Genomic DNA, 21,202 nt, shown 5'->3' with positions numbered 1-21,202 from the left:
TTTTAAACTAAATTTGAAATATGAAAAAATACCTTTTAATTGGCTGTTCCATATTATTCTTTAACTGTAATGATGGTGACCTACAGATAGAAACTGTTGATTTTGACAGTATTGAAACAATTGAAAGTTGTAATGATATTTCTCCAACAACAGAAAATGTATTGTTTAAAATAAACGATGACGAAGCATTAATATTAAATCTTCCTAGTGAACTATTAAAAAATGAAGTTTCAACTACTGAAATTGAAAGTGCTGTACCAGGTAGTTCTCAAATTACCTATCGTATTTTCTCTGAGACCGTTAGTAGTAGTTATTTTTGTGACTCACCACCACCACTTACGCCAACTGTTCTAGAGGAAATTGAAGCGGAAGGTGGTAGTATTATAGTAACAACCGTTGAAGTAGACAGTGTAACTTTTTCACATACGATTCAATTAAGTGGCGTTACTTTTTTAAATGAAAATGGTAGTAGAATTACAGATTTACAAGTGAATGAATTTGGCACTGTAACCACTTCAGTAGAATAATTAGAAGTTTTGAAAAATATAAACTTCCGTTGCACCTAACCCATACTTTTGGTAATCGGCATCATAATACTTTACATTGTCATATTTTCTGAATAAATAACCCAATTCTTCTTTTAAAACACCCTCACCAACCCCATGTATAAATACAATTTTCTGTATTCTTTTACTAATAGCAAAATCTAGTTGACGTTTGGCTGTATCTAACTGCAGGGTAAGCATATCAAACTTACTTATAGATTTAGGGTTCTTAATAAGTTGATTTATATGCAGATCAACTTCCATTTTTGGAGCTGTACGTTCCTTTGACTTTAGAACTCTTGTCTTTTTACGCTTAGGAATTTCCTTTTCCTTTTTAATTTTAGCGACTTCATAATTAGAAACGCGAATATCATCGGCTATCAAAACCAATTCATGAGCGCTGAATGTTAATGGAAACCCATCATCACTTAGCATAGTAATATTGTTGCCATTAATAGACTCCACAACGCCTTTTATGACATCGTCAATAGTTTCTACCGTATCACCAATATTAAAATGAGGCATGTTTTTATTTTGAATACACAAAAATAATGGTAATTTTCGGACTACTAATTTATTTATAGATGCGTATTAAAGCATTAATTATTTTTCTAGGACTTGAAAGTTTCATGCTACCCTGTTTCACAAAGCAAATATTAGGGGTTGATTGTCCTGGTTGTGGTTTACAACGATCGCTATTATTTTTACTTAAAGGGGAGTTTACATCTGCCTTTTTAATGTACCCAGCTATTTACCCTATGCTTTTACTTTTTGGCTTTTTAGGATTAAATAAATTATACCCTTTTAAACATTCAAATACAATTACAATTACGCTTATGGTAAGTACCGTAGGTTTTATATTAACCAATTATATTTTAAAATTTATCTAATAACTAAACCTTTAAATTATGGAACAAGAAAAACTACCTAATGCAACGCTAATACTAGTATTAGGAATCGTTGGATACTTATGTTGCTGCTTTGCAGGAATTGGTATAATACCTGCAGGAGTTGCATTTTATTTAGCTACTAAATCTGAAAAAATTTATAAAGAAAACCCAGAAGCATATGACAATTACCAGCAAATAAAAACAGGGAAAATAGTATCTCTGATTGCATTGATTTTATGCGCTTTAATGGTAATTCGTTTTATTTATGTTTTAACCACAAGTGACTGGGATTTACTAATGGAACAACAGCAAGAGATAATGGAACAATGGGGACTGGAACAATAACTAAATGAACAATTCAGAATATCAACAAATACCAGGTTCTAGTAACGCTTTAACTTTTGGCATTTTATCTATTGCATTAACCCTTTTCTGTTGTGGTCCCTTTGGTGCTATATTCAGTTTCATTGGCTTAAGCAATGCTAAAAAAGCTAAGAGTTATTTTGAAGCTAACCCTGGGAATTATAGAGGGTATGAAAATATTAAAACAGGAAGAATTCTTTCTTATATAGGACTAGCACTAGCTCTTATTTACCTAGTATTCTGTATTCTCTATTTCGGATTGATTATCGCTTTCTTTGCAACAGCTGATTTTCAATAGGAAAATAGTAATTAAAAAAAATCCCCGATTTACATCGGGGATTTTTTATTTCTAGTTTTTAAACTCTTGTAGTGTTTTAATAATAATAGAAACACAATCTAAAAGCTGTTCTTTTGTCATTACCAATGGTGGTGCAAATCTTATAATATTACCATGTGTAGGTTTTGCAAGTAATCCGTTTTCTTTTAAAGCCATACAAATATCCCATGCAGTAGAACTATCCTCACTATCATTAATAAGTATTGCATTTAAAAGACCTTTACCTCTAACACTGTTTACCAAATCTGTGGTTGGTATAAATTTATTTAGTTCAGCTCTAAAAAGCTCACCTAACTCAAAGGCATTTTCTGCAAGCTCCTCATCTTTTACCACTTCTAAGGCAGCCATACCAACGGCAGCGGCAATAGGGTTACCACCAAAAGTGCTACCATGATTTCCTGGGCGTATAACACCCATAATATTATCATTAGCCAAAACTGCAGAAACAGGGTATGCCCCACCGGACAAAGCTTTACCTAATATTAAAATATCTGGCTTAATTTCAGGTATTCCACTACAATGTTTATCTGGGCAAGAACAATTACCACATGTTGCCAACAAACGACCTGTTCTGGCAATCCCTGTTTGTACTTCATCTGCAATGAACAATACATTATACTTTTCACACAAAGCTTTCGCTCCGCTTAGATAACCTTCAGATGGCACATAAACTCCAGCTTCACCTTGTATAGGCTCCACTAAAAAACCAGCGATATTTGAATTTGATTTTAAAACATCCTCTAGAGCAGATAGATTATCGTACTCTATTTTAATGAATCCGTCAGTATATGGACCAAAGTTCTTACGAGCAACAGGGTCATTTGAAAAAGAAATTATAGTTGTTGTACGACCGTGAAAATTATTTTCGCAAACAATTATTTCAGCATTGTTCTCTGCAATACCTTTTTCTTCATACGCCCATTTTCTACAAATTTTCAAAGCTGTTTCTACAGCTTCTGCACCTGTATTCATAGGTAACAACTTATCAAAATGAAAAGTTTCGGTTGCATACTTCTCGTATTTACCCAACATATCATTGTAAAATGCTCTAGAAGTCAAAGACAATGTTTTTGCTTGTTCTGTCATAGCATTTACAATTTTGGGGTGACAATGCCCTTGATTTACGGCAGAGTACGCAGAAAGAAAATCATAATATTTTTTTCCTTCCACATCCCAAACATGAACACCTTCCCCTTTACTTAATACAACAGGTAATGGGTGATAATTGTGAGCACCGTGTTTTTCTTCTAATGCAATAGCATCCTTAGAAGTGATGTTTTCTAAAATTGACATGATAAAAATTACTTTAAATAAAACTTTAGCAATTCCTTCTATACCTTTTTCCTTTCAAATCCCGAAAAAGTCATCGGGGCGAAAATTCAGCGTGGGAGAGAAATCATCCTGTAGAATTACAAACTTAATAAATATTTTTTTTGAACTACTATAAATATGAAAAGAACCTATGAACTACCATTAAGTGTGACCTTTAACAAAATATGGTGTCTTAATTAATACAACCAATTTATTATAAAAAGAACACTATGAATTATTTAGAGAACATGATGACTAGCCTTTCTAACTCAGTCGGCGATTTTTTACCAACTACCATCGGCGCAATACTGATCCTTTTGATAGGATGGTTTATTGCCGGATTTTTAAAAAGGCTTATTACAAAATTAATTAAACGAACCAATGTTGACAGCAAACTTGGAACAGGTAAAGTGGTACTTTCTTCCTTTATTGGAAAATTAGTATACTTCTTTATCATGATTTTTGTGTTTATGCTTGCTTTAGAAAAGTTAGGTATGACGAGCGTTTTAGATCCAGTTAAGAACCTACTTAATGGCTTTACAGATTACATACCAAATATTGTAGGTGCAGGTTTAGTAGGCTATATAGGTTATATGCTAGCTACTATTGTATCTGAATTAGTAGGTCTTTCAGGCGAAACTATACAAAGTTTTGTACCTAAATTAAAACTTCCGGAAAATTTAGATTTAGTAAATATCCTTAAAAAAGTAGTTTTCATTTTTATCTTTATTCCGCTATTGATAACCGCATTGAACATCTTAAATATGGATGCTATCTCTGTTCCCGCAACACATATGCTAGAACAATTTTTTGCTGCCATACCAAAAATCATCGTTGCTGTTCTAATTCTTTTAATCTTCGTTATAGGTGGTAGATTTGTTGCTAGTTTGGTTACAGATTTATTAGAAAGTTTAAATTTAGATGGTATTGTAAACAGAATGAATTTAAGCAGCTTATCGTCTAATACAAACCTTTCAAAACTTTTAGGTAATGTTGTTTACTTTTTCATTGTTCTTTTTGGAATTACGACTGCATTAGAAAAATTAGAATTTGAAAAACTTACCAATGTACTTGACACTTTAGTAGGTGTTTCTGGAAATATTCTTTTCGGATTAGTAATTTTAATCATAGGAAACTGGATTGCCTCTACAGCTCACAAAGCTATGGCTAAAGATGAAAGCAGTCTTTTTGTTGCTTCAATTGTAAGAATATGCATTTTAGCTATTTTCTTAGCAATGGGTCTTAAGACCATGGGTATTGGTGATGAAATTATCAATATGGCTTTTGGTATTACATTGGGTACTATTGCAGTAACCATTGCACTATCATTTGGCTTAGGCGGTAGAGAAGCTGCTGGCAAGCAAATGGAAAGAATTTTAAACAAATTCAATAAGAACAAATAGTAGTAAAATATATTTTACTGTTCAAAGTCAGGGAATCTTAAATTAAAGATTTCCTGACTTTTTTTATTTAAATAATTAGGTAAACATTTGATTAGCTACTTGAACGGTCATATTTAACTAAATATAACAAGGCTACTAGGTTTATTAGTTATAATAAATGCCATGGGATGCTTATTTTTGCCACATGCGAAAAAAGACAAAGCGAGTAGTTTTTGAAAATGTAACGGTAACTGATGCTGCTGCAAAAGGAAAAACTATTGGTAAAGCCCCAGATGGTAGGGTTATTTTCTTAAATAACACCGTACCTGGCGACGTGGTAGATGTACAAACTACAAAAAAAAGAAAAGCTTATTTTGAAGGAACTGCTATTAATTTTCACAGTCTTTCAGATAAAAGAGTAGACCCGGTTTGTCAGCATTTTAATGTTTGTGGGGGCTGTAAATGGCAAGATATGAGCTATGAACACCAACTTTTTTACAAGCAGAAAGAAGTAGAGAATAACCTAAAAAGAATAGGTCATTTAGATTTGCCAGAGCTTACACCTATACTTGGTTCAGAACAACAATACTTCTACAGAAACAAAATGGAATTTTCTTTTTCTGACAGTCGTTGGTTAACGCTAGAAGAAGTAAGATCAGATAATCAAATAGAAGATAGAAATGCCTTAGGTTTTCATATACCAGGCATGTGGGACAAGATTTTGGACATTAAAAAATGTCATTTACAAAAAGACCCATCAAACGCAATACGTTTAGAGACTAAAAAATTTGCCACTGAAAACGGATTAACATTTTTTAATCCAAGAAACCAATATGGATTGCTACGTACATTAATGATACGTACTAGTTCTATAGGTGAAATAATGATTTTAGTTCAGTTTTTTGAAGATGATAAAGAGAAAAGAGAATTGCTTTTAAATCATCTTTCTACAACTTTCCCAGAGATTACATCATTATTATATGTAATCAACCCAAAACAGAACGATACTATTTACGATCAAGAGATTATCTGTTTTTCAGGTAGAGATCATATTTTCGAAGAAATGGAAGGACTAAAATTTAAAATCAATGCCAAGTCTTTTTATCAAACGAATTCAGAGCAAGCTTATGAGCTATATAAAATCACCAGAAATTTTGCAGATTTAAATGGTGATGAATTGGTGTATGATTTATATACGGGTACGGGTACCATTGCACAATTTGTTTCTAAAAAAGCTAAAAAAGTAATAGGTATAGAATCGGTACCTGAAGCAATTTTAGATGCCAAGGCAAACGCAGAGCGAAACAAAGTTGAAAACGTTGATTTCTTTGTTGGCGATATGAAAAATGTTTTCAACGAACAATTTATTGCTCAAAATGGTGTGCCAGATGTTATTATTACCGATCCTCCACGAGATGGAATGCATAAAGATGTAGTTCAGCAAATATTGAACATTGCACCTAAAAAAGTTGTTTACGTAAGCTGTAATAGCGCTACACAGGCAAGAGATTTAGAACTAATGAAAGATATGTACAATATAACCAAGGTTCAGCCTGTAGACATGTTTCCGCAGACGCACCACGTAGAAAATGTTGTACTTTTAGAAAAGAAAGTTTAGGATGAGAAAAATTCAATTCGGCTTATTGCTGTTTCTTAGTATTATTTCTGCATCGTCATGTGAGAAAGATGATATCTGTGTAGAAGGAGACACTCCCTTACTGGTCATAGAATTTTATGATATTGATGACATAGAGACATTAAAAGAAGTAAAGACTTTAAGGGTAGTCGGTGTCGGTCAAAATGTAACCGTGAATACTGTTACGGATCGCAGCAATTTAAGTACCATATCCATTCCGTTAAAGACAGATGAAGATACTACAAGTTTCATATTAATTAGCGACTCGGCAGATTCTGATGATGGCGCGGAAATAGGCAACCTAGATACCATTAATTTTTCATACACTAGAATTGAAGACTTTCTTTCACGTGGATGCGGTTTCGTAGTAAATTATGATGAACTACAAGCGAATGCAACAGCAGATACAGATAATTGGATTCAAAATATAGAAATAACACAGTCACTAGTCACCAACTCAGATTCTACACATGTCAAGATTTTTCACTAATCTTTTATTTATACTGGGAACTTGCATGGCTTTTAGCCAGAGTAAACCAATTGATCTTAACCCTAAGGATACGGTGGAATATAAACAATCCTATGGTTTACGTTTAGGTGTAGATTTAAGTAGAATTATAACCGGTGCCTTAGACGACAACTATCAAGGAATTGAATTTGTTGCGGATTACAGATTAACCCAAAATTTATATCTAGCTGCAGAACTTGGAAGCGAAAAAAAGACACGACAGGAAGACTTATACAATTTTACAACCTCTGGCAATTACATTAAACTAGGTATCAATAAAAACAATTATGCTAATTGGTATGGAGAGCAAAATTTGATTTACATGGGTGCCAGATTAGGATTCAGCACTTTTGAAAATACCCTTAATAACTATCAATACTTTGATACGAATAGATACTGGAATCCAGATGATTTTGCAAATGGATCGGATACTCCAGAAAATTTCTCAGGTCTTTCTGCAACTTGGATAGAAGCTCTTTTTGGAACTAAATTTGAAATCTTCTCAAATATATATCTTGGAGCTAGTGTACGTTTAGGACTTATATTAACTCAAAAAGAAGACGAGCGTTTTCCTAATCTATGGGTACCCGGTTTTAACAAAGTAACGTGGGATAGTAATTTTGGTATTGGCTATAACTATAGTATTTCTTATTTCTTACCGCTTTATAAAAAGAAAAATAAGGCTAAGAAAAAGATTGAAAATTCTAATGAACCGGTAGGACCGCCTAAGCCAAAAGAGCGCTTATAAAACTTTAAATCCTTTAATAAATACCCATTTCATTACAATCTTCTCAAGCCCTTCTATTTTTGCAACTGCAAATTTGGGAGCTAGTAGAGAAGCTGCAATAGCAGCTATTGCTGATAAATAAAGACTATTTATTGACAGCGAAATGTATAAGAGAAAGCGGAACAATACAAATAGTACTGCAAAGCCTAAAAAATTATATATTAGAACTTTATGTTTTAGCTTCATTCTTCATTTCTTTTTTGATATTTGGCCTTCTTACTACCTTCATACATTTCATACTTTACCAAACGAGATTCTAGATGGCTATTAAATACCTTTATTTTTCGAGAAGGTCTTAACCCTACAAACTTTAAAGCAGGCAGATTACTTGTTATAAACCAAGCATTAGTACCAGGGTAACCTTGTTTTAAAGTATCACCAATAGCACTATAAAAGTTTTCCAAATCAATATCTAGACGTTCTCCATAAGGTGGGTTAAAGCACATATGCAAGGTACCTTCTGTTTGCTTATCAGTTTTGAAGAAATCTTTTCTTTCTACTGTGATATAATCTTCAAGATTAGCATTTTCTATATTGTCTTGAGCCTTTCTAACAGCAGAAGGCGCTTTATCGTAGCCTATAATTTTATGATGAAACTCTCTTGTTTTCTTCAAACTAGAATCTACGATCTTCTCATATAATTCAGCATCAAAATCAGTCCACTTCTCAAAAGCAAATTCCTTCCTATTAATATTTGCGGGAATATTACAAGCAATCATAGCCGCTTCTGTCAACATAGTACCACTACCACACATTGGGTCAAGAAAATCACACTGACCATCCCATCCACTTAATAAAAGCAAGCCAGAAGCTAATACCTCATTTATTGGTGCAATATTCGTTGCTGTACGGTATCCTCTTTTGTGCAAGGAGTAACCAGAACTATCTAAAGACACATTACAGTCATTATTATGAATATGAATGTTGATACGTAAATCTGGATTTTTAACATCTACATCTGGTCTTGTACCATCAGTATCCCTAAATTTATCTACAATAGCATCTTTAGTCTTTTGTGACACATACAAGGAATGTGTAAACTGCTCTGAATTCACCGTAGCATCTATGGCAAAAGTTTCGCTGACAGAAAGATACTCTGTCCAATCCATCGCATATATTTTCTTGTACAGATCATTTTCATCTCTGACACGAAAAGAATGTATTGGTTTAATAATTTTAATAGCTGTTCTCAAACATAGATTGGCTTTGTACATAAAGCCATTATCACCTTCAAAAGATACATTTCTAGTTCCCTCAACAACATTGCTTGCCCCCAAATTTCTAAGTTCTTTAGAAAGTAGTTCTTCGAAACCAAATAAGGTCTTAGCGACCATTTTAAAATTATTACCCATATTCATCTTTTCTCGTACCGCAAAAATACGCTAATTTTGACGCCTGTTTAATTTATGACCTATTTCCTTTTTTTAAAAGGTTTATCAGCATCACATGATTTATATTTTACCTATTCTAGGAGTGCTTATTAGTTTTCTTTTTGTGGTTGTTGCAAAACCCCAGAAAAACGAATCCTTCAAACTATTATTAGCATTTAGTGGCGCATTTTTATTAGCACTTACTATTTTTGAAATGTTACCTGAAGTATATGAAAATACGAATCCTAAAACTATAGGTGTATTTATAATGCTAGGTATTCTTTTTCAAATATTTTTAGAATTTTTCTCAAAAGGAGCTGAACACGGCCACGTTCATATTTCGAAGCAAAGTAAAGATTTTCCTTGGTTACTTTTTATTAGTCTATGCACCCACTCTCTATTGGAAGGTCTACCTATAGGTACAAATGACACCATTATTTACGGTATCCTAATTCATAAAATTCCTATAGCAATAATATTGAGTATATTCCTTTTAGGGTCAAATATTAAACCTATTTACGCAGCATTTTTCATGCTTTTATTCTCTGTTATGACTCCGTTAGGCACCTATTTAGCTAATACAACAGATATACTTTCCACTTACGGTATGTATTTAAATGCCCTAGTAATAGGTGTGTTCTTACATATTTCAACTGTTATACTATTTGAAAGTTCTGAAGGGCATAAGTTTAATTTAAGAAAGTTGTTGGTGATTTTACTAGGTATAACAATCGCATATTATCTATAATGTTCAGTAAAGAAGAATCAAGAAAATTACGAGAAGAATTTTGGATTGCTTTTGGCAAATCGTTTCCAAACAAATGGACTTTATATAAAACTGAAGTTAAAGGCTTATCATTCAAATTTCATTTTGATTTAAAAAAAGCTATAGTTTCCATTGACGTAGATTCTGATTTTGATCAACGAATTAAAGTATGGGATAAACTAATTGCTTTAAAATCGATATTATTAGATGAATTCCTTCCTGAAGGAATATTTGAAGATTTTTATATCCTAGAAAACCAAAAAGAAATATCAAGAATTTATGTAGAACTAAACAACGTATCTATACATAATAAAAATACATGGAGGGAGACAATGGTATTTTTAAACCATAATATGTTGCAGATAGAGAAATTCTATGAAGAATATAAAGATGTTATAGATTCTTAATCTTATTAAAAAACATTTAGATTACATCTAGGTAAATAAAATACCAATGGCATATTGCTCCGCACAGTACAAAAAGGTGCCAAATAAAGTGATTATACGGAATTTTTCTTACCGCATAAAATAATATTCCTATAGTATAAAATGCACCTCCAAGCATGAGTAAATTAATTCCAAACTCTGAAGTATTATCTACCAGATTTTGAAAATCGAATATTATGAGCCATCCCATGGCTAAATAAAGTAGCAAGGATATAATTTCAAACTTACCAGTAAAAAATAACTTTAAAATAGTACCAACAGCAGCTATACCCCATACAGCAAAGAAAATAGACCATCCATTCCCGTTAATAAGTGTTATTAAAGCAACAGGGCTATACGTACCCGCAATTAAATAGTATATATTTATATGGTCTAGAATTCTCATTCTGAGTTTCCAAACCTTATTATCGACTGCGTGATATATCGTAGATACTGATAGCATACTTATTAATGATAGGCTATATATCACTATTCCCCACGTTGACCACTCAGATTTATGATTATTTCCTTGAATAAGAAACACCATACCCACCAAAGCCAATATAGCGCCTATACCATGAGAGATGGTATTGAACTTTTCTTCCTTTTCTAATGAATCTAAGTACATCATAACAATTTTTATAACACTATCACCTTCACAAAATCCGATACAATGACTAAAATTAGTGCTTTGTATGACCTCATAGATATAAAATTAAAGCTATTCTATAAAATCTGATAATAGTCTTAAAGTTATTAGAAGAAAAATATAACCTTGACTTTATTCCATAAAAAAAGCCCCTTACATTACTGTAAAGGGCTTTCGAAAAAGGCGGCTACCTACTCTCCCACTTGGTATAGCAGTACCATCGGCGCAAACGGTCTTAACTTCCCTGTTCGGAATGGTAAGGGGTGGGCCCCGTCGCCATGGCCACCTAAGTTTTGGATCGGGTATTCCCGACCGCGGCCTTCGCCGCAATATCGTTGACATGAATGGAACAGGATCCTATAAAGGAAAGAAGCACTTATAATATTAAAGTATGTTTCGGTATAAAAAGAAAGAGGTTAAAGATCGTCGTCCGCCCCTCCGCAAGGGAAGGGCGTACGTATGCGCAAGCCTGACGGGCAATTAGTACTACTCGGCTACGGACATTACTGCCCTTCTACCTATAGCCTATCAACGTGGTCATCTCCCACGGCCCTTTAAAGAAATCTCATCTTGTGGCCGGTTTCGCGCTTATATGCTTTCAGCGCTTATCCGATCCCGACATAGCTACCCAGCGATGCTCCTGGCGGAACAACTGGTGCACCAGCGGTCAGTCCAACTCGGTCCTCTCGTACTAGAGTCAGATCCACTCAAATTTCTAACGCCCGCAGTAGATAGAGACCGAACTGTCTCACGACGTTCTGAACCCAGCTCGCGTGCCACTTTAATGGGCGAACAGCCCAACCCTTGGGACCTTCTCCAGCCCCAGGATGTGACGAGCCGACATCGAGGTGCCAAACCCCCCCGTCGATATGAGCTCTTGGGGGAGATCAGCCTGTTATCCCCGGCGTACCTTTTATCCTTTGAGCGATGGCCCTTCCATGCGGAACCACCGGATCACTATGCTCTTGTTTCCAACCTGATCGACCTGTATGTCTCTCAGTCAAGCGCCCTTGTGCCATTGCACTCTACACACGATTGCCAACCGTATTGAGGGCACCTTTAGAAGCCTCCGTTACTCTTTTGGAGGCGACCACCCCAGTCAAACTACCCACCACGCACTGTTCTCTCATAGAGAGTTAGGCCCCGGACAAGCAAAGGCTGGTATTTCAACAATGACTCCACCACACCTGGCGATGCAGCTTCAAAGTCTCCCAGCTATCCTACACATTGCTTGACCAAGGTCAATACGAAGCTATAGTAAAGGTGCACGGGGTCTTTTCGTCCCACTGCGGGTAACCGGCATCTTCACCGATACTACAATTTCACCGAGCTCATGGCCGAGACAGTGTCCAGATCGTTGCACCATTCGTGCAGGTCGGAACTTACCCGACAAGGAATTTCGCTACCTTAGGACCGTTATAGTTACGGCCGCCGTTTACTGGGGCTTCAATTCAATGCTTCGCCGAAGCTGACATCTCCTCTTAACCTTCCAGCACCGGGCAGGTGTCAGGCCCTATACTTCATCTTTCGATTTTGCAGAGCCCTGTGTTTTTGATAAACAGTCGCCTGGACCTCTTCACTGCGGCCCCCCATAAGGGGGCGACCCTTCTCCCGAAGTTACGGGTCTATTTTGCCTAGTTCCTTAGCCATGAATCTCTCGAGCGCCTTAGAATACTCATCCCAACCACCTGTGTCGGTTTACGGTACGGGCTGCTTCACTCGCTTTTCTTGGAAGTCGATATGCTGGATTATCACCTTGACCGTGGTCTCGGTGTACTATCGGGGTATTACTACTCCCTTCAACGTACAATTCCGTCTGTACGCACCAACTTCTCGCCTCCGTCACTTTTAGCGTGAGCAGGTACAGAAATATTAATCTGTTGTCCATCCACTATCCCCTTCGGGTTCGCGTTAGGTCCCGACTGACCCCCAGCTGATTAGCATAGCTGGGGAAACCTTGGTCTTTCGGCGTGCGGGTTTCTCGCCCGCATTATCGTTACTTATGCCTACATTTTCGTTTGTAACCGCTCCAGCATCCCTCGCAGGTACGCCTTCGACGCAGTTACAATGCTCCCCTACCCCTCATATAAATATGAAGTCACGGCTTCGGTGATATACTTATGCCCGATTATTATCCATGCGGAACCGCTCGACCAGTGAGCTGTTACGCACTCTTTAAATGAATGGCTGCTTCCAAGCCAACATCCTGGCTGTCAATGCAGTTCCACCGCGTTATATCAACTTAGTATATACTTTGGGACCTTAGCCGGTGATCTGGGTTCTTTCCCTCTCGGACATGGACCTTAGCACCCATGCCCTCACTGCGCAGAAACATTTTATAGCATTCGGAGTTTGTCAGGAATTGGTAGGCGGTGAAGCCCCCGCATCCAATCAGTAGCTCTACCTCTATAAAACTATCTACACGCTGCACCTAAATGCATTTCGGGGAGTACGAGCTATTTCCGAGCTTGATTGGCCTTTCACCCCTACCCACAGGTCATCCCAAGACTTTTCAACGTCAACGGGTTCGGTCCTCCACTATGTGTTACCACAGCTTCAACCTGCCCATGGGTAGATCGCACGGTTTCGCGTCTACTACTACTGACTATGGCGCCCTATTAAGACTCGCTTTCGCTACGGCTCCGTTCCTGAAGAACTTAACCTTGCCAGTAAAAGTAACTCGTAGGCTCATTATGCAAAAGGCACGCCGTCACCCATATGGGCTCCGACCGCTTGTAAGCGTATGGTTTCAGGATCTATTTCACTCCGTTATTCACGGTTCTTTTCACCTTTCCCTCACGGTACTGGTTCACTATCGGTCTCTCAGGAGTATTTAGTCTTGGCGGATGGTCCCGCCGGATTCATACAGGGTTTCACGTGCCCCGCACTACTCAGGATACCACTATCTAAATGCTCTTTGCCTATACGGGACTATCACCCTCTATGGTCGCTATTTCCAAAGCGTTCTAGTTCATCACATCTCGAATATCGTGGTCCTACAACCCCGCACATGCCGGAACATGTACGGTTTGGACTAATCCGATTTCGCTCGCCGCTACTATCGGAATCACTTTTGTTTTCTCCTCCTCCGGGTACTTAGATGTTTCAGTTCCCCGGGTTTACTTCTCTTACGAGATGACATATCTTCAATATGCCGGGTTGCCCCATTCGGATATCTACGGATCATATCGTGTGTGCCGATCCCCGTAGCTTTTCGCAGCTTATCACGTCCTTCTTCGCCTCTGAGAGCCTAGGCATTCCCCATACGCCCTTTTCCAGCTTGTCGCCAGATCTTTAATCTATTCTATCTTATTCGTACTCTTTACTTAATAAAGATTCGTGTTTCTTTCTTTTTTAGTCGATAATACACCTAAATGTATTACCTCCTGTTCCAATATGTCAATGAACTTTGTCGTGAGCCACGACAGGCAATTGAATACCTATCTTTCTCATCTGCGATACTTCGAGATAAAATAAATTATCCCTGGGCATCGCCCAGTGGAGAATATCGGAGTCGAACCGATGACCTCCTGCGTGCAAGGCAGGCGCTCTAGCCAGCTGAGCTAATCCCCCATTCTATAAGTCGGCAGTTGCCAGTTTACAGTTGACAGGTAGCACAACTTCTAAAATTTCCTTCAATATTTCAATATATGAACGTTTCGCCTATCTCTAAACGAATTCCTTTTTTGTAGTCCCAGGCAGACTCGAACTGCCGACCTCTACATTATCAGTGTAGCGCTCTAACCAGCTGAGCTATGGGACTGTCCCTACTCCTTCCTCTTAGTATAAATACCTTTTTTGGAAAAAGCAATTACTTATATATCATGATCATGGAGATTATTTTTTTCGAACAATTCTTAAAGCGAAAACATTATTAAATCAAAAGACCGGGACCGTTATTCCGATTCTTTACTTCATCAGGGACCGTCCTTAAAGGACAATCTCTAGAAAGGAGGTGTTCCAGCCGCACCTTCCGGTACGGCTACCTTGTTACGACTTAGCCCTAGTTACCGATCTTGCCCTAGGCCGCTCCTTACGGTGACGGACTTCAGGCACTCCCGGCTTCCATGGCTTGACGGGCGGTGTGTACAAGGCCCGGGAACGTATTCACCGGATCATGGCTGATATCCGATTACTAGCGATTCCAGCTTCACGGGGTCGAGTTGCAGACCCCGATCCGAACTGTGATAGGTTTTATAGATTCGCTCCGCCTTGCGACGTGGCTGCTCTCTGTACCTACCATTGTAGCACGTGTGTGGCCCAGGACGTAAGGGCCGTGATGATTTGACGTCATCCCCACCTTCCTCACGGTTTGCACCGGCAGTCCCGTTAGAGTCCCCATCATGACATGCTGGCAACTAACGGTAGGGGTTGCGCTCGTTATAGGACTTAACCTGACACCTCACGGCACGAGCTGACGACAACCATGCAGCACCTTGCAAATTGCCCGAAGGAAAATCTATCTCTAGACCTGTCAATATGCATTTAAGCCCTGGTAAGGTTCCTCGCGTATCATCGAATTAAACCACATGCTCCACCGCTTGTGCGGGCCCCCGTCAATTCCTTTGAGTTTCATTCTTGCGAACGTACTCCCCAGGTGGGATACTTATCACTTTCGCTTGGCCGCCCAAGACTCAAGGCCTCGGACAGCTAGTATCCATCGTTTACGGCGTGGACTACCAGGGTATCTAATCCTGTTCGCTCCCCACGCTTTCGTCCATCAGCGTCAGTATATAGTTAGTCACCTGCCTTCGCAATCGGTGTTCTATGTAATATCTATGCATTTCACCGCTACACTACATATTCCGGCAACTTCACTATAACTCAAGACCAACAGTATCAAAGGCAATTTTACAGTTGAGCTGCAAACTTTCACCCCTGACTTATCGGCCCGCCTACGGACCCTTTAAACCCAATAATTCCGGATAACGCTCGGACCCTCCGTATTACCGCGGCTGCTGGCACGGAGTTAGCCGGTCCTTATTCTTACGGTACCGTCAGTAGAGTACACGTACTCTTTTTTCTTCCCGTATAAAAGCAGTTTACTACCCATAGGGCATTCTTCCTGCACGCGGCATGGCTGGATCAGAGTCTCCTCCATTGTCCAATATTCCTCACTGCTGCCTCCCGTAGGAGTCTGGTCCGTGTCTCAGTACCAGTGTGGGGGATCCCCCTCTCAGGGCCCCTACCCATCGTAGCCTTGGTAAGCCGTTACCTTACCAACAAGCTAATGGGACGCATGGCCATCTTATACCGCCCGAAGGCTTTAACCGTATCCCGATGCCGGGTCACGGTACTACGGGGCATTAATCCAAGTTTCCCTGGGCTATTCCCCTGTACAAGGTAGGTTCCATACGCGGTGCGCACCCGTGCGCCGGTCGTCATCTTGTGCAAGCACAAATGTTACCCCTCGACTTGCATGTGTTAGGCCTGCCGCTAGCGTTCATCCTGAGCCAGGATCAAACTCTTCATCGTTGTTTTGTAAATATTCGTCCCAACGAAGTCAAAATCCATCCCGGCCCCGACTCTCGATTCAATTCCTTATATATGTCCTAAGACATACTGAATTTTCATGTTTCCTTAATTCTTGTTCCTCTCATCCAGGTCCTCACCTGAACTCGATTCTTATCTCCACAATATTTCAATGAACTTCTATCCACTCAGCTCAAAATCCCTCGATTTCCTAACCTCGTTTCCCTTAGGTGTTTCCCTAAGCGGCTGCAAATATACAACTGTTTTTTAACCTGACAACTTTTATCGAAAAAAATATTTTCTTTTTTTCATCAGACCTAAACAACATATCTAAGAACCTATTTCCTACTCCCGATTCCAAAATCATCTTCCTCGTTTGCGGGGTGCAAATGTACACACTATTATTAATTTCACAACCATTTTTTAAAATAAAATTAAAGAAAAATTTACATCAACATGCAACACACTTATAAATAACACATTAACCATATTATAAAAATACAAAGCATTAAATTTTATCAAAAAAGATACTATATACTAAATACACTAAAAGACATAAACCTAGTATATAGCTTCGACCGATCAAAGACAAATACATTACAGGTCCTTTACATTATAACATGATTCTATTGCGGACGTGAATAGTTCATATTATCTTTGACATCCTATAATATGTACAACAATGATTAAAATTACACTTCCCGACGGATCGGTAAAGGAATTTGAAAAAGACACAACCCCAATACTGGTTGCAAAAAGCATAAGCGAAGGTTTAGCACGTAATGTTATTTCCGCAAAATTCAATAATACTATTGTAGAAACCACCACACCATTAGATACTGACGGCAGCTTAGTTTTATATACATGGAATGATAAAGAAGGAAAAACTGCTTTTTGGCATTCCACCTCACATATTGTAGCTCAAGCGATAGAAGAATTATACCCAGGCGTAAAATTAACTATTGGTCCAGCTATTGAAAACGGTTTCTATTATGACGTTGAACTTCCTACCGGTTCTATTTCTGAGAAAGATTTTCCTACCATAGAAAAGAAAGCATTGGAAATTGCTCGTGGAAAGCATGATTATAAAATGAGATCTGTTTCAAAGGCAGATGCTCTTTCTTTTTACAAAGACCAAGGCAATGAGTACAAAGTAGAGTTAATAGAAAATCTTGAAGATGGGACTATAACTTTTTGTGACCATGATAGTTTTACTGATTTATGTAGAGGTGGCCATATACCAAATACAGGAATAGTAAAAGCTATTAAAGTATTAAGTGTTGCAGGTGCCTACTGGAGAGGTGACGAAAACAACACTCAACTAACACGAATCTATGGTATCTCTTTTCCTAAACAAAAAGAACTTACGCAATATCTAGAACTTCTTGAAGAAGCAAAAAAACGTGACCACAGAAAACTAGGTAAAGAACTTGAATTATTCACTTTTTCACAAAAAGTTGGTCAAGGTCTACCTTTATGGCTACCCAAAGGAGCTGCCTTAAGAGAGAGACTTGAAAATTTTCTGAAAAAAGCCCAAAAGAAAGCTGGTTATGAAATGGTGGTTACTCCACATATTGGACAGAAAGAACTATATGTAACCTCTGGACATTATGAAAAATACGGTGAAGACAGCTTTCAACCTATACACACACCAAAAGAAGGCGAGGAATTTTTATTGAAACCAATGAACTGCCCTCACCACTGTGAAATCTACAATACCAAACCATATAGTTATAAAGAACTTCCAAAAAGGTTTGCTGAATTTGGTACTGTATATAGATATGAACAAAGTGGAGAACTCCACGGTCTTACACGTGTACGTGGATTTACTCAAGATGACGCCCATATTTTCTGCACACCAGACCAATTGGACGAAGAGTTTAAAAATGTAATTGACCTATCATTATATGTATTGGGTTCATTAGGATTTGACAATTTTACGGCACAGGTATCTGTTCGTGATTTGGATACTCCAGAAAAATATATTGGATCAGTTGAAAACTGGGAAAAAGCAGAGCAAGCAATTATCAATGCCGCCAAAGAAAAAGGCTTAGATTTTGTGGTTGAAGCAGGTGAAGCAGCTTTCTATGGTCCAAAGCTAGATTTCATGGTAAAAGACGCCTTGGGAAGACAGTGGCAGTTAGGAACAATCCAGGTAGATTACAACCTACCGGAAAGATTTGATCTTAATTACAAAGGCAGTGATAATGAACTACATAGACCAGTGATGATTCACCGCGCACCTTTTGGAAGCATGGAACGTTTTATAGCTTTATTACTGGAACATACAGGTGGTAATTTCCCATTATGGTTAACCCCTGAGCAAGCTATTATTCTTCCTGTTAGCGAAAAACACGAAAAATATGCTGAAAAAGTTTTAAAATCCCTAGAAAATAACGAAATTCGCGCCCTTATCGATGGTAGAAACGAGACTATTGGTAAGAAGATACGTGAAGCAGAAATGAGTAAAGTTCCATTTATGCTTATCGTTGGGGACAATGATGAAGTTGCAAATACCATTTCTGTACGTAAACATGGTGGTGAAGATTTAGGAGCAATAGATATAACTATGTTCACGGACTTGGTCAACACAGAAATAAATAGTACCTTAAAGACGTTTAAAGAATAAAAGTTTAATTAAAATTATTTAGTCATAGCAATACGTAAAAGATTTAGACCACAACCTAGAAGGGAAAATAAGAATCCCCATAATATCAATGAAAAGATAACAGCCCCAAAAGTTAGGTTGGTAGGTGACAATGTTGAAGTAGGTGTATATCCTTTTCCTCAGGCTCTTGAGAAAGCAGAAGAATTAGGTTTGGATTTGGTAGAGATATCTCCAAAGGCAGACCCTCCTGTTTGTAAGATTATGGAGTATAAAAAGTTTTTATACGAGCAGAAGAAAAGAGACAAGGCCATGAAAGCGAAAGCTTCAAAGGTCGTTGTTAAAGAAATAAGATTTGGTCCTAATACAGATGATCATGATTATGACTTTAAAAAGAAACACGCTGAAAAGTTCCTTAAAGAAGGAGCTAAACTAAAGGCGTACGTATTTTTCAAAGGTCGTTCAATCGTCTATAAAGATCAGGGTGAAATTTTATTATTGAAATTAGCTTCTGAATTAGAAGAATTAGGGAAGGTAGAACAAATGCCTAAACTAGAAGGAAAGCGTATGACAATGTTCATTGCTCCTAAGACTAAAGGAAAATAACATAACATTTCGGTTTCGTAATACGACCGAATGTATTTATAAAATACTAAACGCTGCTTACGGTTGTGAGCAGCGTTTAGCATGCAAAGTGAGATTAATATATAAACTAGGAGAAAATGCCTAAACAAAAAACAAAATCCAGTGCTAAGAAGCGTTTTAAGCTTACAGGTACAGGTAAAATTAAAAGAAAGCACGCTTTTAAGAGTCACATTTTGACTAAAAAATCTAAAAAGCGTAAGCTTAAGTTAACACATGATGGTTTAGTTCATCAAGCAGATGTTAACAGTATTAAAGAACAATTACGTTTAAAGTAAATCAAGTTCTTTAAAAGGTAAAATTATTAACCATGGAGTTAGGCCTTAAAAGTTCCTTTAAATTATAAGGGCGCCTACTACAAAAAATTAGAAAAAATGCCAAGATCAGTAAATGCAGTAGCTTCAAGAGCCAGAAGAAAAAAGGTAATGAAGCAAGCCAAAGGTTACTTTGGAAGACGTAAAAACGTTTGGACAGTAGCCAAAAATGCGGTTGAAAAAGCAATGTTATATGCTTATAGAGACCGTAGAAACAAGAAAAGAACTTTTCGTTCATTATGGATTACCCGTATTAATGCAGGTGCCAGACAACACGGAATGTCCTACTCTCAATTTATGGGAAAAGTAAAAGCTAATAACATTGAACTTAACAGAAAAGTTCTTGCAGATTTAGCAATGAACCACCCAGATGCCTTTAAGGCAGTTGTAGATCAGGTAAAATAAATTAATAACAATCTCACTTTTTGAAAAATCCGATTCTTACGAATCGGATTTTTTAATTTTAGCTATAGCCGCTTTAAATTCTTCCCAATCTATAAGCTCATCCCCACTTTCATCATAACCTTCAATTAGCTTTGAAGATACAATACCTCTAATGAATCCACTTATTTCTGCTTGTTTTAAGAGCTTGACAATTTCTGCCTTTGTCAATTTTTGATCATTATCCTTATCAAAAAAATTAAAGGCCATCTCAGGAGTTTGAAAATGGTTGGTAATTAGTATTTGAATTTTATTTAAAATAGATTCTTCTGTAGTCATATTCCCTTAGCTTTACTTCAAGTTACTCAAAATTCAATTTCCCCACAACGTCAACAATATATTTCTACCTGAAGCATAATTTCTATGCTCGCAAAGATAAATACCCTGCCAGATACCCATATTCAATTTACCATTGGTTACTGGTACCTGTACCGAAGCACCCATTAATGATGCCTTAATATGCGCGGGCATATCATCTGAACCCTCGTAATCATGTTTATAATATGGTGCATTTTCAGGCACCATAATATTTATATGAGTTTCAAAATCATCACGGACCGTTGGATCTGCATTTTCATTAATTGTAAGGCTAGCAGAAGTATGCTTTATAAATACCTGTAAGAACCCCGTATCAATATCTTTTATTTCAGGAATTTTAGCAACTATTTCATTAGTTATAATATGAAATCCCCTTTTATATGCGCGTAATTGAAACTCCTTCTGAATTAACTTCATCTCTTGTAAATTATTAAATAAAGG

21 protein-coding genes, 2 tRNA genes and 3 rRNA genes are annotated in these 21,202 nt (G+C 37.4%); 14 read left to right on the top strand and 12 right to left on the bottom strand.

The window, feature by feature from the left end; genetic code table 11:
• The first annotated feature begins 20 nt into the window (after positions 1-20).
• Entirely contained in the window at positions 21-527 is a 507-nt protein-coding gene (locus UH1x_RS15565; RefSeq protein ID WP_482622821.1) for a hypothetical protein, read from the top strand.
• Here UH1x_RS15565 and UH1x_RS15560 read toward each other — a convergent pair whose 3' ends face one another.
• Entirely contained in the window at positions 528-1,070 is a 543-nt protein-coding gene (locus UH1x_RS15560) for a Smr/MutS family protein (RefSeq protein ID WP_482622819.1), read from the bottom strand.
• A gap of 59 nt (positions 1,071-1,129) precedes the next feature.
• Here UH1x_RS15560 and UH1x_RS15555 point away from each other — a divergent pair, with 59 nt between their 5' ends.
• Genes UH1x_RS15555 through UH1x_RS15545 form a run of 3 tightly spaced genes read left to right on the top strand, consistent with a single transcriptional unit; the run spans position 1,130 to position 2,096 of the window.
• On the top strand, positions 1,130-1,435 hold the full coding sequence (locus UH1x_RS15555; protein WP_482622818.1) for a DUF2752 domain-containing protein: 306 nt from the start codon (positions 1,130-1,132) through the stop codon (positions 1,433-1,435).
• An 18-nt stretch (positions 1,436-1,453) separates the two neighbouring features.
• The gene (locus tag UH1x_RS15550; RefSeq protein WP_482622816.1) at positions 1,454-1,780 is read left to right on the top strand and encodes a CCC motif membrane protein; all 327 of its coding nucleotides are present in this window, start codon (positions 1,454-1,456) and stop codon (positions 1,778-1,780) included.
• Positions 1,781-1,784: 4 nt separating this feature from the next.
• Complete coding sequence (locus UH1x_RS15545) at positions 1,785-2,096, top strand: CCC motif membrane protein (protein WP_482622814.1); 312 nt, start codon at positions 1,785-1,787, stop codon at positions 2,094-2,096.
• Between the two features lie 51 nt (positions 2,097-2,147).
• Here UH1x_RS15545 and rocD read toward each other — a convergent pair whose 3' ends face one another.
• Positions 2,148-3,428 (bottom strand): ornithine--oxo-acid transaminase, encoded by a 1,281-nt coding sequence (gene rocD, locus UH1x_RS15540; RefSeq protein WP_482622812.1) that lies wholly within the window; start codon positions 3,426-3,428, stop codon positions 2,148-2,150.
• A 248-nt stretch (positions 3,429-3,676) separates the two neighbouring features.
• Here rocD and UH1x_RS15535 point away from each other — a divergent pair, with 248 nt between their 5' ends.
• The 4 genes from UH1x_RS15535 to UH1x_RS15520 all read left to right on the top strand — a co-directional run bounded on the left by UH1x_RS15535 (position 3,677) and on the right by UH1x_RS15520 (position 7,720).
• A complete protein-coding gene (locus UH1x_RS15535) occupies positions 3,677-4,849 on the top strand; it encodes a mechanosensitive ion channel (protein WP_482622810.1) in 1,173 nt (390 codons plus the stop codon).
• Between the two features lie 184 nt (positions 4,850-5,033).
• Positions 5,034-6,446 carry a 23S rRNA (uracil(1939)-C(5))-methyltransferase RlmD gene (gene rlmD / locus UH1x_RS15530; RefSeq protein ID WP_482622808.1) on the top strand — a complete coding sequence of 471 codons (1,413 nt, stop codon included), beginning with the start codon at positions 5,034-5,036 and terminating at the stop codon, positions 6,444-6,446.
• Between the two features lies 1 nt (position 6,447).
• Positions 6,448-6,954 (top strand): DUF6452 family protein, encoded by a 507-nt coding sequence (locus UH1x_RS15525; RefSeq protein WP_482622806.1) that lies wholly within the window; start codon positions 6,448-6,450, stop codon positions 6,952-6,954.
• 25 nt (positions 6,955-6,979) lie between these two features.
• On the top strand, positions 6,980-7,720 hold the full coding sequence (locus tag UH1x_RS15520; RefSeq protein ID WP_482622804.1) for a DUF6048 family protein: 741 nt from the start codon (positions 6,980-6,982) through the stop codon (positions 7,718-7,720).
• On the opposite strand, the gene UH1x_RS15515 is transcribed toward UH1x_RS15520, so the two are convergent.
• Positions 7,715-7,945: a hypothetical protein gene (locus UH1x_RS15515; RefSeq protein WP_299799050.1), complete on the bottom strand. Its 231-nt coding sequence runs from the start codon at positions 7,943-7,945 to the stop codon at positions 7,715-7,717. The genes UH1x_RS15520 and UH1x_RS15515 overlap by 6 nt on opposite strands.
• Positions 7,942-9,111: a THUMP domain-containing class I SAM-dependent RNA methyltransferase gene (locus tag UH1x_RS15510; protein ID WP_482622802.1), complete on the bottom strand. Its 1,170-nt coding sequence runs from the start codon at positions 9,109-9,111 to the stop codon at positions 7,942-7,944. The genes UH1x_RS15515 and UH1x_RS15510 overlap by 4 nt, the downstream gene beginning before the upstream one ends.
• Positions 9,112-9,205: 94 nt before the next feature.
• On the opposite strand from UH1x_RS15510, the gene UH1x_RS15505 reads away from it, so the two are divergent.
• On the top strand, positions 9,206-9,877 hold the full coding sequence (locus tag UH1x_RS15505) for a ZIP family metal transporter (protein WP_482622800.1): 672 nt from the start codon (positions 9,206-9,208) through the stop codon (positions 9,875-9,877).
• Positions 9,877-10,302, top strand: a complete 426-nt coding sequence (locus UH1x_RS15500) for a DUF4268 domain-containing protein (RefSeq protein ID WP_482622798.1) — start codon at positions 9,877-9,879, stop codon at positions 10,300-10,302. The genes UH1x_RS15505 and UH1x_RS15500 overlap by 1 nt, the downstream gene beginning before the upstream one ends.
• Before the next feature lie 16 nt (positions 10,303-10,318).
• On the opposite strand, the gene trhA is transcribed toward UH1x_RS15500, so the two are convergent.
• From trhA to UH1x_RS15470, 6 genes are all read right to left on the bottom strand, one after another.
• Positions 10,319-10,951: a PAQR family membrane homeostasis protein TrhA gene (gene trhA / locus UH1x_RS15495; RefSeq protein ID WP_482622796.1), complete on the bottom strand. Its 633-nt coding sequence runs from the start codon at positions 10,949-10,951 to the stop codon at positions 10,319-10,321.
• 196 nt (positions 10,952-11,147) lie between these two features.
• Positions 11,148-11,259 (bottom strand): 5S ribosomal RNA (gene rrf, locus UH1x_RS15490).
• Between the two features lie 169 nt (positions 11,260-11,428).
• Positions 11,429-14,256: ribosomal RNA gene (locus UH1x_RS15485) — 23S ribosomal RNA — on the bottom strand.
• Between the two features lie 212 nt (positions 14,257-14,468).
• Positions 14,469-14,542, bottom strand: a tRNA-Ala gene (locus UH1x_RS15480).
• 116 nt (positions 14,543-14,658) lie between these two features.
• A tRNA-Ile gene (locus tag UH1x_RS15475) sits at positions 14,659-14,732 on the bottom strand.
• A 185-nt stretch (positions 14,733-14,917) separates the two neighbouring features.
• Positions 14,918-16,444: ribosomal RNA gene (locus tag UH1x_RS15470) — 16S ribosomal RNA — on the bottom strand.
• The 16S, 23S and 5S rRNA genes sit together here with 2 tRNA genes alongside, the layout of an rRNA operon.
• 679 nt (positions 16,445-17,123) lie before the next feature.
• Between UH1x_RS15470 and thrS the strand changes: the two genes are divergently transcribed.
• From thrS to rplT, 4 genes are all read left to right on the top strand, one after another.
• The gene (gene thrS / locus UH1x_RS15465) at positions 17,124-19,070 is read left to right on the top strand and encodes a threonine--tRNA ligase (protein ID WP_482622795.1); all 1,947 of its coding nucleotides are present in this window, start codon (positions 17,124-17,126) and stop codon (positions 19,068-19,070) included.
• 24 nt (positions 19,071-19,094) lie between these two features.
• Positions 19,095-19,652, top strand: a complete 558-nt coding sequence (gene infC, locus UH1x_RS15460; protein ID WP_084135105.1) for a translation initiation factor IF-3 — start codon at positions 19,095-19,097, stop codon at positions 19,650-19,652.
• Positions 19,653-19,768: 116 nt separating this feature from the next.
• Complete coding sequence (gene rpmI / locus UH1x_RS15455) at positions 19,769-19,966, top strand: 50S ribosomal protein L35 (protein WP_027064530.1); 198 nt, start codon at positions 19,769-19,771, stop codon at positions 19,964-19,966.
• 96 nt (positions 19,967-20,062) lie between these two features.
• Positions 20,063-20,407 (top strand): 50S ribosomal protein L20, encoded by a 345-nt coding sequence (gene rplT, locus UH1x_RS15450; RefSeq protein WP_027064529.1) that lies wholly within the window; start codon positions 20,063-20,065, stop codon positions 20,405-20,407.
• Positions 20,408-20,443: 36 nt separating this feature from the next.
• Here the strand turns inward: rplT and UH1x_RS15445 are convergent, their stop codons facing one another.
• Together UH1x_RS15445 and UH1x_RS15440 are read right to left on the bottom strand one after the other, a co-directional pair.
• Positions 20,444-20,722 carry an EF-hand domain-containing protein gene (locus UH1x_RS15445; RefSeq protein ID WP_482622793.1) on the bottom strand — a complete coding sequence of 93 codons (279 nt, stop codon included), beginning with the start codon at positions 20,720-20,722 and terminating at the stop codon, positions 20,444-20,446.
• Between the two features lie 33 nt (positions 20,723-20,755).
• Complete coding sequence (locus UH1x_RS15440) at positions 20,756-21,178, bottom strand: secondary thiamine-phosphate synthase enzyme YjbQ (protein ID WP_482626513.1); 423 nt, start codon at positions 21,176-21,178, stop codon at positions 20,756-20,758.
• Between the last annotated feature and the right edge of the window lie 24 nt (positions 21,179-21,202).

This window comes from Maribacter sp. UH1 (assembly GCF_056839145.1).
This window is presented reverse-complemented; position numbering and strand designations above follow the sequence as displayed.